This is a genomic window from Streptomyces sp. NPDC005576, assembly GCF_042871745.1.
Classification (GTDB): domain Bacteria; phylum Actinomycetota; class Actinomycetes; order Streptomycetales; family Streptomycetaceae; genus Streptomyces.
This window is the reverse complement of record NZ_JBIAJC010000005.1, coordinates 211,835-224,878: the sequence shown is the minus strand read 5'-3', so window position 1 is coordinate 224,878 and position 13,044 is coordinate 211,835. Positions and strand designations below refer to the sequence as shown.

General features: G+C 69.6%; 12 protein-coding genes. 11 read left to right on the top strand and 1 reads right to left on the bottom strand.

The genetic code is table 11. The annotated features are described in order from the left end of the window. Window positions 1-116: 116 nt before the first annotated feature. Window positions 117-992 carry a C40 family peptidase gene (locus tag ACFYPN_RS11110; RefSeq protein WP_358755753.1) on the bottom strand — a complete coding sequence of 292 codons (876 nt, stop codon included), beginning with the start codon at window positions 990-992 and terminating at the stop codon, window positions 117-119. A gap of 938 nt (window positions 993-1,930) precedes the next feature. Here ACFYPN_RS11110 and ACFYPN_RS11105 point away from each other — a divergent pair. The 11 genes from ACFYPN_RS11105 to nuoK are packed head-to-tail and all read left to right on the top strand — an operon-like array spanning window position 1,931 to window position 13,041. After that, window positions 1,931-2,290 carry an NADH-quinone oxidoreductase subunit A gene (locus ACFYPN_RS11105; RefSeq protein ID WP_266705409.1) on the top strand — a complete coding sequence of 120 codons (360 nt, stop codon included), beginning with the start codon at window positions 1,931-1,933 and terminating at the stop codon, window positions 2,288-2,290. 15 nt (window positions 2,291-2,305) lie between these two features. Further along, on the top strand, window positions 2,306-2,860 hold the full coding sequence (locus ACFYPN_RS11100; protein WP_111337185.1) for an NADH-quinone oxidoreductase subunit B family protein: 555 nt from the start codon (window positions 2,306-2,308) through the stop codon (window positions 2,858-2,860). Beyond that, window positions 2,857-3,672: an NADH-quinone oxidoreductase subunit C gene (locus tag ACFYPN_RS11095; protein WP_358755755.1), complete on the top strand. Its 816-nt coding sequence runs from the start codon at window positions 2,857-2,859 to the stop codon at window positions 3,670-3,672. The genes ACFYPN_RS11100 and ACFYPN_RS11095 overlap by 4 nt, the downstream gene beginning before the upstream one ends. Continuing rightward, on the top strand, window positions 3,672-4,994 hold the full coding sequence (locus ACFYPN_RS11090) for an NADH-quinone oxidoreductase subunit D (RefSeq protein ID WP_358755757.1): 1,323 nt from the start codon (window positions 3,672-3,674) through the stop codon (window positions 4,992-4,994). The genes ACFYPN_RS11095 and ACFYPN_RS11090 overlap by 1 nt, the downstream gene beginning before the upstream one ends. Before the next feature lie 29 nt (window positions 4,995-5,023). Beyond that, complete coding sequence (gene nuoE, locus ACFYPN_RS11085; RefSeq protein ID WP_389297928.1) at window positions 5,024-5,845, top strand: NADH-quinone oxidoreductase subunit NuoE; 822 nt, start codon at window positions 5,024-5,026, stop codon at window positions 5,843-5,845. Next, on the top strand, window positions 5,845-7,224 hold the full coding sequence (nuoF, locus tag ACFYPN_RS11080) for an NADH-quinone oxidoreductase subunit NuoF (protein ID WP_358755759.1): 1,380 nt from the start codon (window positions 5,845-5,847) through the stop codon (window positions 7,222-7,224). The genes nuoE and nuoF overlap by 1 nt, the downstream gene beginning before the upstream one ends. Continuing rightward, complete coding sequence (locus ACFYPN_RS11075; protein WP_358755761.1) at window positions 7,221-9,728, top strand: NADH-quinone oxidoreductase subunit G; 2,508 nt, start codon at window positions 7,221-7,223, stop codon at window positions 9,726-9,728. Before nuoF ends, ACFYPN_RS11075 begins: the two co-directional genes overlap by 4 nt. Further along, the gene (gene nuoH / locus ACFYPN_RS11070) at window positions 9,725-11,128 is read left to right on the top strand and encodes an NADH-quinone oxidoreductase subunit NuoH (RefSeq protein ID WP_358755763.1); all 1,404 of its coding nucleotides are present in this window, start codon (window positions 9,725-9,727) and stop codon (window positions 11,126-11,128) included. Before ACFYPN_RS11075 ends, nuoH begins: the two co-directional genes overlap by 4 nt. Then, window positions 11,121-11,861 carry an NADH-quinone oxidoreductase subunit NuoI gene (nuoI, locus tag ACFYPN_RS11065; RefSeq protein WP_358755765.1) on the top strand — a complete coding sequence of 247 codons (741 nt, stop codon included), beginning with the start codon at window positions 11,121-11,123 and terminating at the stop codon, window positions 11,859-11,861. Before nuoH ends, nuoI begins: the two co-directional genes overlap by 8 nt. Then, a complete protein-coding gene (locus ACFYPN_RS11060) occupies window positions 11,858-12,745 on the top strand; it encodes an NADH-quinone oxidoreductase subunit J (protein ID WP_358755767.1) in 888 nt (295 codons plus the stop codon). The genes nuoI and ACFYPN_RS11060 overlap by 4 nt, the downstream gene beginning before the upstream one ends. After that, entirely contained in the window at window positions 12,742-13,041 is a 300-nt protein-coding gene (gene nuoK, locus ACFYPN_RS11055; RefSeq protein ID WP_024493678.1) for an NADH-quinone oxidoreductase subunit NuoK, read from the top strand. Before ACFYPN_RS11060 ends, nuoK begins: the two co-directional genes overlap by 4 nt. Window positions 13,042-13,044: the final 3 nt, after the last annotated feature.

Here is a 13,044-nt window from a genome sequence, read left to right as displayed (position 1 = left end):
GCGGCCCTCGGCCGCGCTCGACGGGGAACCGCGAGCTTGTGAATCAGTGAACGCACTCGGCCGGGCGCCCCCGCGAGGGGCGCTCCCGTCGAACCCGGTCGTCAGGGGGCACCGAATCAGAGGACCCGCACAGCACCCGTCGGCTGGTCGTACGAGAGGTCACGCTGGACCGTGCCGGTGCTGGAGTTCTGCGCGCCGACGAACTGACCGTCACCCACGTAGATCGCCACGTGGTACGCGCTGCCCGCGCCGCCCCAGTAGAGGATGTCGCCGGCCTGGAGGTTGCTCAGCGAGACCTGGGTACCGGCAACCGACTGGTCCTGCGAGACGCGCGGCAGGCTGACGCCGACGGAGGCGTACGCGGCCTGGACGAGGCCCGAGCAGTCCCACGAGTTCGGGCCGGTGCCGCCGGAGACGTACGCGTCACCGATCTGTGCCTTGGCGAAGGCGACCACCGCGGCGGCGGAGCCGGACACGCTCGACGACGACGACACCGATGCCGACGACGACGCCGAAGACGACGACGTGGCGGAGAGGGTCGTCGCGGTGGTGGACGAGCCGGAGGAAGCGCTGAGCGTGGTGCGCGCGGCGCTGCGGGAAGCGCGCTCGGCGGCCTCCGCCTTTGCCTTGGCCTCGGCCTTCGCGGCCGCTTCGGCCTTCTTCTTGGCTTCGGCCTTGCGAACGGCCTCGGCCTTGGCCTTGGTGGCCGCCTTCGCGGCGTTCTCGGCCGCCGCGTCCTCGGACGCACGCGTTTCGAGGTCGAGGGCGACCTGCTGGGTGGCCTGGGCGGAGGCGGCGACGGCGGTGGAGAGCCCGGCGGTGATGGTGGGCATCTCGATGGTCTGGGTCACCGGCTCGGCCTGCGCGGGGCCGGCTGCGCCTGCGACCGCGATGGTGCTGAGCACGCCACCGGCAACTCCGGCCCGCAGCGCCGTCCTGGACGATCGCTGACGGGGCTTCCGGTGGCTGGGTATGTGAACGGTGAGGGACATAGGTACTAGCGCTATCAGGGCAGTACGGCTCCCATCAAGAAACGTGTGTTGCACCACAGTTACGTCCGGAATATGAGATTCCGCTTGCGTGGAATCTTTATTGATCCCGTAACGGGCAAAGCGGACACGCGTCTATAACGCTGTGATCACGGGGTTTTGGTAATACGCCCGAATTGCCCGCCGCTTACCATCTGTTCATCCTGATGGCCAAGCCCGCTTGATTCCGGGCAGGTTCGGGGTGACGCAGGTCACCGTGTGCGTCACCTGTGAAGGGCAACCGCGCGCGTGCCTTTCGCGTGGGCCGCGAGGCGCGGCGCGCACCCGCCTGCCCGCGCTCGCTGGGCGCCGCCCGTCACTCTCCCCCGCCACGCTTCCGCTCGCTCATCCCGAGCTCGTCCGGAGATCGCCCGACGCTCGTGCGCCCATTCACAGACTCGCCCGCCCGAGCGCTCCACCCGTCACCCCGCCCCCGTCCTGCGCCTCCTCGCGCCTCCCTCCGCGCCCCGTACGCCCGGAAGTTCGCCCATGGGGCGCTATGTCCACATCGTTCCGCGCCATCCCTCGTCCGAGTGGCATCGGATCCGGTGAACCCCTTTATCACCCGTGTCCGTCCATCGCCAATTTGCGCACGACGTGCATCGGTTGATAGTGCGCCAAGCCTTTGACCAGCGGTAACACCGTCGAATGTCACCACTCGTGATCACTTGGCCGCTTCTCGTGCGAACAACTCGGCTCATCCGACTTCATGATCGTTCGTCAGGTGGTGGAGATCACAAAGACGTTGGCGTACCCCGTGTCGCAGATCACAGGATGGCGGGCATAGTATGCGGGGCAGTCGGGCTTGTGAACTGCCTCACATGTGCACGATCTTGGTGAGGCGGGGAACCGGTCGCCCGATGCGGTCCAACGGTCAAGGACGACTGGAAGGAGCGAGGAGCGTGAATGCTTACGCGCCCATCCTCGTGCTCGGCGCCCTGGGGGCAGGGTTTGCGATCTTCTCCGTGGTCATGGCCACGCTTATCGGCCCCAAGCGCTACAACCGGGCAAAGCTCGAAGCGTACGAGTGCGGTATCGAACCCACTCCGACTCCCGCCGGAGGCGGTCGCTTCCCCATCAAGTACTACCTGACGGCGATGCTCTTCATCGTCTTCGACATCGAGATCGTCTTCCTCTATCCCTGGGCCGTCACCTTCGACGCCCTGGGGATGTTCGGGCTCGTGGAGATGCTGCTCTTCGTGCTCACCGTCTTCGTCGCCTACGCGTACGTGTGGCGGCGCGGCGGCCTGGAATGGGACTGAGGGGCTGAGGGGCACATGGGACTCGAAGAGAAACTGCCAAGTGGCTTCGTACTGACCACTGTCGAGCAGGCCGCCGGATGGGTACGGAAGTCTTCCGTCTTCCCCGCCACCTTCGGCCTCGCCTGCTGCGCCATCGAGATGATGACGACCGGAGCGGGGCGGTACGACCTCGCCCGCTTCGGGATGGAGGTCTTCCGGGGGTCACCGCGCCAGGCGGACCTGATGATCGTCGCCGGACGGGTCAGCCAGAAGATGGCGCCCGTGCTGCGGCAGGTCTACGACCAGATGCCGAATCCCAAGTGGGTCATTTCCATGGGGGTTTGTGCTTCATCAGGCGGAATGTTCAATAATTACGCCATTGTTCAGGGTGTTGACCACATTGTTCCCGTCGATATCTATTTGCCGGGGTGCCCGCCGCGTCCCGAGATGCTGATGGACGCCATCCTCAAACTCCACCAGAAGATCCAGGGCTCCAAGCTCGGGGTCAACGCCGAGGAGGCCGCCCGCGAGGCGGAGGAGGCGGCCCTCAAGGCGCTCCCCCTGATCGAGATGAAGGGGCTCCTCCGGTGAGCGACAACCCCAGCGGCGGCAACGGCGCCGCCGCCGACGGCCGGAACGGCGCGAGCGGCCCGAACGATGCCCAGGGCCCGCACGACGCCAACGGCCGCAACGCCGCGCACGACGCCAACGGCAGCGCACTCCCCGCCCCCCGCGGCGACGGCGGCGAGGTCATCCGCGTACGGAAGGGGATGTTCGGCGCCAACAACGGCGGCGACACCTCCGGTTACGGCGGCCTCGTCCGGACGGTGCGGCTGCCGCACGCGAGCCCCCGCCCGTACGGCGGCTGGTTCGACGAGGTGGCCGACGAGCTCGAAGGCGCCCTGGACGAGCAGGGGCTCGTGCCCGAGAACGTCATCGAGCGGACCGTGGTCGACCGCGCCGAGGTGACCTTCCACATCGCGCGCGAGCACCTGGTGACCGTGGCCCGCACCCTGCGCGACGACCCGGCGCTCCGCTTCGAGCTCTGCACCGGTGTCAGCGGGGTCCACTTCCTCGGGGACACGGGCCGCGAGCTGCACGCCGTGTACCACCTGCGCTCCCTCACCCACGGCCGGCTGATCCGGCTGGAGGTGTCCGCGCCCGACAGCGACCCGCACGTCCCGTCGCTGGTCGCGGTCTACCCGACCAACGACTGGCACGAGCGCGAGGCGTACGACTTCTTCGGGCTCGTCTTCGACGGGCACCCCGCGCTCACCCGGATCATGATGCCGGACGACTGGCAGGGCTTCCCGCAGCGCAAGGACTATCCGCTCGGCGGCATCGCCGTCGAGTACAAGGGCGCCCAGATCCCGGCTCCGGACCAGCGGAGGTCGTACTCCTGATGACCACTTCCCACGCAACGCCCCGCGACACGACCGAGGGGACTGTATATACAGTCACCGGCGGCGACTGGGACGAGGTCGTCGAGGCGGCCGTGAAGTCCGACGACGAACGCATCATCGTCAACATGGGGCCCCAGCACCCGTCCACGCACGGCGTGCTCCGGCTGATCCTGGAGATCGACGGCGAGACCGTCACCGAGGCCCGCTGCGGCATCGGCTACCTCCACACCGGCATCGAGAAGAACCTCGAATTCCGGAACTGGACCCAGGGCACCACGTTCGTGACGCGCATGGACTACCTGACGCCGTTCTTCAACGAGACGGCGTACTGCCTCGGCGTCGAGAAGCTCCTCGGCATCGAGGACCAGATCCCCGACCGCGCCACCGTGCTCCGGGTCCTGCTGATGGAGCTGAACCGGATCTCCTCGCACCTCGTGTGCATCGCCACCGGCGGCATGGAGCTCGGCTCGACCACGATCATGATCTACGGGTTCCGCGACCGTGAGCTGATCCTGGACCTCTTCGAGCTGATCACGGGTCTCCGGATGAACCACGCGTTCGTCCGTCCCGGCGGTCTCGCCCAGGACCTGCCCCCCGGCGCGGTCGACCAGATCCGCTCCTTCATCACCACCATGAAGCGGAACCTGCCGGAGTACGACAAGCTCGCCACCGGCAACCCGATCTTCAAGGCGCGCATGGAGGACGTCGGCTACCTCGACCTCACCGGCTGCGTCGCGCTCGGCGCCACCGGCCCGGTCCTCCGGTCCGCCGGCCTCCCGCACGACCTGCGCAAGACCGACCCGTACTGCGGCTACGAGACGTACGACTTCGACGTACCGACCGCCGACACCTGCGACTCCTACGGCCGCTTCCTCATCCGCCTGGAAGAGATGCGGCAGTCGCTCAGGATCGTCGAACAGTGCCTGGACCGGCTGGCACCCGGCCCGGTCATGGTCGCCGACAAGAAGATCGCCTGGCCCGCGCAGCTCGCGCTCGGACCGGACGGGCTCGGCAACTCGCTCGAACACATCAAGAAGATCATGGGCACCTCCATGGAGGCCCTGATCCACCACTTCAAGCTGGTGACCGAGGGATTCCGGGTCCCCGCCGGACAGGCGTACGTCGCCGTCGAATCGCCCAAGGGCGAACTCGGCGTCCACGTCGTCTCCGACGGCGGCACGCGCCCCTACCGGGTCCACTTCCGCGACCCGTCCTTCACCAACCTTCAGGCCATGGCGGCGATGTGCGAGGGCGGCCAGGTCGCCGACGTCATCGTCGCCGTCGCGTCCATCGACCCCGTGATGGGAGGCGTCGACCGGTGACCGCAGCGAATCAAGAGGTCAGTCTGGGGATGCCGCAGCTCCCCGCCCCCGCCTACCCCGACGACGTACGGGCACGGCTCGAGACGGACGCGCGGGAGGTGATCGCCCGCTACCCCGACAGCCGCTCCGCGCTGCTGCCGCTGCTCCACCTCGTCCAGTCCGAGGAGGGGTACGTCTCCCGTACGGGCATGGCCCTCTGCGCCGAACTCCTCGGCCTCACCACGGCGGAGGTCACGGCGGTCGCGACCTTCTACACGATGTACCGGCGCAAGGCCGGCGGCGACTACCAGGTCGGCGTCTGCACCAACACCCTCTGCGCGGTCATGGGCGGCGACGCCATCTTCGACCGGCTCAAGACGCACCTGGGTGTCGGCAACGACGAGACCACCGAGGACGGCAAGGTCACGCTCGAACACATCGAGTGCAACGCGGCCTGCGACTACGCGCCCGTCGTGATGGTGAACTGGGAGTTCTTCGACAACCAGACCCCCGAGAGCGCGACGAAGCTCGTCGACGACCTCATCGCCGGGCGGACCGTCGAACCCACCCGGGGCGCCCCGGTCTGCTCGTACAAGGAGACCGCCCGCATCCTCGCCGGGTTCCCCGACGAGCGCCCCGGAGCGGTCGCCGCGAGCGGCGGCGCCGGACCCGCCTCGCTGGCCGGGCTCCGGCTCGCCAAGGGAGAAATCACCCCGGGACACCGGGTCGTCGCCCAGCGCCGGGACGTCCCCGCCGGCCAGCCGCACGATCCCTCGCCGTCCGAGCACCTCAGCTCGCACGACGCACCGCAGCAGACATCGGCCTCCGACCCGGACAACCCGGCCGGACCCGCAGCCGAGGAGGGGGAGTGATGACCTTGGCCGCCGAGATCGACAGGAACGGGACCAGCCCCGAGAAGCTCCTCGCCCCGGTCCTCTCCGCCCACTGGGACGAAGCGGAACCCTGGACGCTGGAGAGCTACCGCCGTCACGACGGGTACGAGGGCCTCCGCAAGGCCCTCGCCATGTCGCCGGACGACCTCATCGCGTACGTCAAGGACTCCGGTCTGCGCGGACGCGGCGGCGCCGGCTTCCCCACCGGGATGAAGTGGCAGTTCATCCCGCAGGGCGACGGCAAGCCGCACTACCTCGTCGTCAACGCCGACGAGTCGGAGCCCGGCACCTGCAAGGACATCCCGCTCCTCTTCGCCAACCCGCACAGCCTCATCGAGGGCATCGTGATCGCCTGCTACGCGATCCGCTCCTCGCACGCCTTCATCTACCTGCGCGGCGAGGTCGTCCCCGTCCTGCGGCGGCTGCACGAAGCCGTCCGCGAGGCGTACGCGGCCGGCTACCTCGGCAAGGACGCGCTCGGTCCCGGGCTCGACCTGGAACTGACCGTGCACGCGGGCGCCGGGGCGTACATCTGCGGAGAGGAGACCGCACTGCTGGACTCCCTCGAAGGACGGCGCGGCCAGCCCCGGCTGCGGCCCCCCTTCCCCGCGGTCGCCGGTCTGTACGCCTGCCCCACCGTGGTGAACAACGTGGAGTCCATCGCCTCGGTTCCCGCGATCCTCCAGCGCGGCAAGGACTGGTTCAAGTCGATGGGCAGCGAGAAGTCCCCGGGCTTCACGCTCTACTCGCTCAGCGGCCACGTCACCACCCCCGGCCAGTACGAGGCCCCGCTCGGCATCACGCTCCGCCAGCTGCTCGACATGAGCGGCGGCATCCGCGCCGGGCACCGCCTCAAGTTCTGGACCCCGGGCGGCTCGTCCACGCCGATGTTCACCGAGGAACACCTCGACGTCCCCCTCGACTACGAGGGCGTCGGCGCCGCCGGCTCCATGCTCGGCACCAAGGCGCTCCAGTGCTTCGACGAGACGACCTGCGTGGTGCGGGCCGTCACCCGGTGGACCGAGTTCTACGCCCACGAGTCCTGCGGCAAGTGCACGCCCTGCCGCGAAGGCACTTACTGGCTCGTCCAGTTGCTCCGCGACATCGAAGCGGGCAAGGGCCGCCCCGGCGACCTCGACAAGCTGGGCGACATCGCCGACAACATCAACGGCAAGTCCTTCTGTGCCCTCGGCGACGGAGCCGCCTCGCCGATCTTCTCCTCGCTGAAGTACTTCCGCGACGAGTACGAGCAGCACATCACCGGCAAGGGCTGCCCCTTCGATCCCGCGAAGTCGACCCTCTGGGCCGACGACGAAGACGCCGACGACCAAGACGCTCACCGGGGGGTGAACGCATGACAGTCACCACGAGTGCGCCCTCCGGGGGCGGACAGGCGGCCGTACCGCCCGAGGACCTCGTCACGCTGACCATCGACGGCATCGAGACCAGTGTCCCGAAGGGGACCCTGGTCATCCGTGCCGCCGAGGAGATCGGCATCGAGATCCCGCGCTTCTGCGACCACCCGCTCCTCGACCCGGCCGGCGCCTGCCGCCAGTGCATCGTGGAGGTGGAGGGCCAGCGCAAGCCGATGGCGTCCTGCACCATCACCTGCACCGACGGCATGGTCGTCAAGTCGCAGCTCACCTCGCCCGTCGCCGAGAAGGCCCAGAAGGGTGTGATGGAGCTGCTGCTCATCAACCACCCGCTGGACTGCCCCGTCTGCGACAAGGGCGGCGAGTGTCCGCTCCAGAACCAGGCGATGTCGCACGGCGACGCCGAATCCCGGTTCGAGGGACGGAAGCGTACGTACGAGAAGCCCGTCCCGATCTCCACCCAGGTGCTGCTCGACCGCGAACGCTGCGTGCTCTGCGCACGCTGCACCCGGTTCTCCAACCAGGTGGCCGGCGACCCGATGATCGAACTGATCGAGCGCGGCGCGCTCCAGCAGGTCGGCATCGGCGAGGGCGACCCCTTCGAGTCGTACTTCTCCGGCAACACCATCCAGATCTGCCCCGTCGGGGCGCTCACCTCGGCGGCGTACCGCTTCCGTTCGCGCCCCTTCGACCTGGTCTCCTCGCCCTCCGTCTGCGAGCACTGCGCCGGCGGCTGCGCCACCCGCACCGACCACCGGCGCGGCAAGGTCATGCGCCGCCTCGCGGCCAACGACCCCGAGGTCAACGAAGAGTGGCTCTGCGACAAGGGGCGCTTCGGCTTCCGCTACGCCCAGCAGCGCGACCGGCTCACCACCCCGCTGGTCCGCAACGCCGAGGGCGTCCTCGAACCGGCGTCCTGGCCGGAGGCGCTCGCCGCCGCCGCTGCGGGACTCGGCGCGGCACGCGGCCGGGCCGGGGTGCTGACCGGTGGCCGGCTGACCGTCGAGGACGCCTACGCGTACAGCAAGTTCGCGCGGGTCGCCCTGGACACCAACGACATCGACTTCCGGGCCCGCGTGCACAGTGGCGAGGAGGCCGACTTCCTGGCCGCCCGCGTCGCCGGACGCGGCCACGACCTGGACGGCGGGGGAGTCACCTACACCTCGCTGGAGAAGGCGTCGGCGGTCCTGCTCGTCGGGTTCGAGTCCGAGGAGGAGGCGCCCGGCGTCTTCCTCCGGCTGCGCAAGGCCCACCGCAAGCACGGCCTGCGGACCTACGCGCTCGCCTCGCACGCCACCCGCGGGCTGGAGAAGGCGGGCGGCACGCTGCTGCCGGCCGCCCCCGGCACCGAGACCGAGTGGCTGGACGCGCTCGCCGGAGGCGTCGGGCTCGACGAGGCCGGAGCGGCCGCCGCCGAAGCGCTGCGCGGCGAGAACACCGTCATCGTGGTCGGCGAACGGCTCGCCGGGGTCCCCGGCGCGCTCACCGCCGTGCTGCGCACCGCCACCGCCACCGGTGCCGACCTGGTGTGGATTCCGCGCCGGGCCGGGGAGCGCGGGGCACTGGAGGCCGGGACCCTCCCGAACCTGCTGCCCGGTGGCCGCCCGGCCACCGACCCGCGCGCCCGCGACGAGGTCGCCGCCCTCTGGGGCCTCGCCGACCTCCCGGCCGGTCACGGCCGCGACACCAGCCAGATCCTCGGTGCCGCCGCCACCGGCGAACTCGGCGCCCTGCTCGTCGCGGGCGTCGAACCCCGCGACCTGCCGGACCCGGCCGCCGCCCTGACCGCACTGGACCAGGTCGGGTTCCTCGTCTCGCTGGAGCTGCGGCCCAGCGAGGTCACCGACCGCGCCGACGTGGTGCTGCCGGTGGCCGCCGTCGCCGAGAAGTCCGGCACCTTCCTCAACTGGGAGGGCCGCGCCCGGATGTTCGAGGCGGCGCTCAAGCCCGAGCAGATGACCCGTGCGCTCGCGCCGACCGACGGCCGGGTGCTGCACATGCTGGCCGACGCGCTCGACGTCCACCTCGCCCTGCCCGACCTCGCCGCAGCCCGCCGCGAACTCGACCGGCTCGGCGGCTGGACCGGCGGACACGCGAGCGCCCCGACGGAGACCGGGCGCCCGCTGCCCCGGCCCGGCGACGGCGAGGCCATCCTCGCCGGCCACCGCATGCTGCTCGACCTCGGCCGGCTCCAGGAGGGCGACGAGGCGCTCGCCGGTACGCGGCACGCCGCCGTCGCCCGGCTCTCCGCGCCCACCGCCGCCGAGGCCGGGGTGAAGGACGGCGACCTGCTCGCCGTGTCCGGACCCGTCGGCAGCGTCGAACTCCCGCTGCGGATCACCGAGATGCCGGACCGGGTGGTCTGGGTACCGCTCAACTCCACCGGACGCGGCGTCCCGGCGCAGACCGGCGCCCGCCCCGGCGGCCTGGTCCGCATCGGCGCCGCCACCACCGCAGACCCCGCCCACTCACCGGAGGTGCGAGCGTGATCAGCCTCGCTCACCTGGCCACGGCGCCCGGCAGCGCCCCGCTGGCCGCCGAGGACCTCTCGATGTTCGGCACCGACCCCTGGTGGCTCGTCGTCGTCAAGGCGGTCTTCTGCTTCGCGTTCCTGATGGTGACCGTGCTCTTCGCGATCGTCTGGGAGCGAAAGGTCGTCGCCTGGATGCAGCTGCGCATCGGCCCCAACCGGAACGGCCCCTGGGGGCTGCTCCAGTCGCTCGCCGACGGCGTCAAGCTGATGCTGAAGGAAGACCTGGTCGTCAAGCGCGCCGACCGGGTCGTCTACATCCTCGCCCCGATCGTGGCGGCCGTCCCGGCGTTCATGGCGATCGCCGTGATCCCGTTCGGCCCGTCCGGCGACGAGGTGTCGATCTTCGGCCACCGCACGACGATGCAACTCACCGACCTGCCGATCGCGATGCTCTACATCCTCGCGGTCGCCTCGGTCGGCATCTACGGCATCGTCCTCGCCGGCTGGTCCTCCGGCTCGACCTACCCGCTCCTCGGCGGGCTCCGGTCCTGCGCCCAGATGATCAGCTACGAGATCGCGATGGGCGCCGCGTTCGCCTCGGTCTTCCTCTACTCCGGCTCGATGTCGACCTCGAAGATCGTGGAGGCGCAGCAGGACCGCTGGTTCATCATCCTGCTGCCGGTCTCGTTCATCATCTACATCGTCACGATGGTCGGCGAGACGAACCGTGCCCCGTTCGACATGCCGGAGTCCGAGGGCGACCTCGTCGGCGGCTTCAACACCGAGTACTCGTCGATCAAGTTCGCGATGTTCATGCTCGCCGAGTACGTGAACATGGTGACGGTCTCCGCGGTCTCCGCGACCCTCTTCCTGGGCGGCTGGCGGGCCCCGTACCCGATCAGCACCTTCTGGGAGGGCGCGAACCACGGCTGGTGGCCGATGCTCTGGTTCGTCGTCAAGGTGCAGCTGCTCCTCTTCTTCTTCATCTGGCTCCGCGGCTCGCTGCCCCGCGTCCGTTACGACCAGCTGATGAAGCTCGGCTGGAAGGTCCTCATCCCGGTCTCCGTGGTCTGGCTGATGCTGGTCGCCACCGTGCGCGCCATGAACAACGAGGGCTACGACTTCTCGAAGATCGTGCTGTACGTGGCCGGCGCCGTGATCGCGGTGCTGCTGATCTCCTTCGTCGCCGACGCCTTCCGCGAGCGCAAGGGCCGCGAGGAGGAGGCGAACGCGGGCCCGCCGCCCGAGTTCGACCCGATGGCGGGCGGATTCCCCGTACCGCCGCTGCCCGGACAGACCCTGCCGCCCGTGCCTCGGCGCACCCCGCGCCGCGAACGGGAGCTCGTTGTCAGTGGTGGCACCGATACTCAGAGTGACGGAAACGCGAGTGACGGAAAGGAGGCCGACCGTGTCTGAGACACCCCATCCTTCGGGATCTTCGGGATCCTCGGGAGAGAAGTTCCAGAACCCCGTGGCCGGGTTCGGCGTGACCTTCAAGGCCATGTTCAAGAAGCGGCTCACGGAGCAGTACCCGGAGACGCCGAAGGTGACGGCGCCGCGCTTCCACGGCCGTCACCAGCTCAACCGGCACCCGGACGGCCTGGAGAAGTGCGTCGGCTGCGAGCTGTGCGCCTGGGCCTGTCCGGCCGACGCCATCTACGTCGAGGGCGCGGACAACACCGACGAGGAGCGGTACTCCCCGGGCGAACGGTACGGCCGCGTCTACCAGATCAACTACGCGCGCTGCATTCTCTGCGGTCTCTGCATCGAGGCGTGCCCCACCCGGGCGCTCACGATGACCAACGAGTTCGAGCTCGCCAACACCACCCGTGCCAGCCTCATCTACACCAAGGACGAGCTGCTCGCGGGATTGGAGGAGGGCATGGTCGACAGCCCGCACGCGATCTTCCCCGGCATGGACGAACAGGACTACTACCGCGGTCTGGTGACCGAGGCGGCCCCCGGCACCGAGCGGCAGCTCGCGGTGTCCAAGGGCGAGAAGCCCGACGACACCGGTAGTGACACCACCGCCGACGACGACTCCGCGGCGACGGTGCCCGGGTCCGAGGCCGCGGCGGCCGCGTCCCACGAGCACGCGCTCGGGTCCCCGACGCACGGCGCGCACGCGCAGAGGGGGGCGGACGCATGAGCGCTCTCGCAGCCGCCGCCTCCACCACCTCGACCGGCGAGGCCGTGCAGTTCTGGATCCTCGGTACGGTCGCCGTGCTCGGCGCCCTCTCCACCGTCCTGATGAAGCGGGCCGTGCACAGCGCGCTCTCGCTCGCCGGGACCATGATCGTGCTGGCGGTCTTCTACCTCGCCAACGGCGCGTACTTCCTCGGCATCGTGCAGGTCGTCGTCTACACCGGCGCGATCATGATGCTCTTCCTCTTCGTCGTGATGCTCGTCGGCGTCACCGCCGCGGACTCGCTGAAGGAGACCCTCAAGGGCCAGCGCTGGCTGGCCGCCGGATGCGGTCTCGGCTTCGGGGTGCTGCTCATCGCCGGCATCGGCAACGCCTCCCTGACCAGCTTCACCGGCCTCGGCACCGCCAACGCCGTGCACGGGGGGAACGTCGAGGGCCTCGCCAACCTCATCTTCACCAAGTACGTCTTCGCGTTCGAGATCACCGGCGCCCTCCTCATCACCGCGACGGTCGGGGCGATGGTGCTCACCCACAAGGAACGCACCGAACGCGCCCTCAACCAGCGCGAGATGTCCGAGGCCCGGGTCCGCTCGAACCACCTGCCGCCGCTGCCCGCCCCCGGTGTCTACGCCCGGCACAACGCCGTGGACATCGCCGGCCTGCTCCCCGACGGCACCCCGTCCGAGCTGACCGTCATGCGCACCCTGCGCGACCGCGGACAGATCCGCGACGTCTCCGAGGAGGCGCTCGCCGACCTCAAGGCACTGGAACAGCGGTCCGGTGAGCGGCTCGGACGCTCCACCGCCCTCACCGCCCGGGGCGCGGGAGCGTCAGCGTCATCGGTGCGCCCGACCGACCGCGCCGGAAAGGCGGAGGACACCCAGTGAACCCCGTCAACTACCTGTACCTGGCAGCTCTGCTGTTCACCATCGGCGCCTCCGGGGTGCTGATCCGGCGGAACGCGATCGTGGTGTTCATGTGCGTGGAGCTGATGCTCAACGCCTGCAACCTCGCCTTCGTCACCTTCTCCCGCATGCACGGCAACCTCGACGGCCAGATCATCGCGTTCTTCACGATGGTCGTCGCCGCCGCGGAAGTCGTCGTCGGGCTGGCGATCATCGTGTCGCTGTTCCGCTCCCGCCATTCGGCCTCGGTCGACGACGCCAGCCTGATGAAGCTGTGAGGG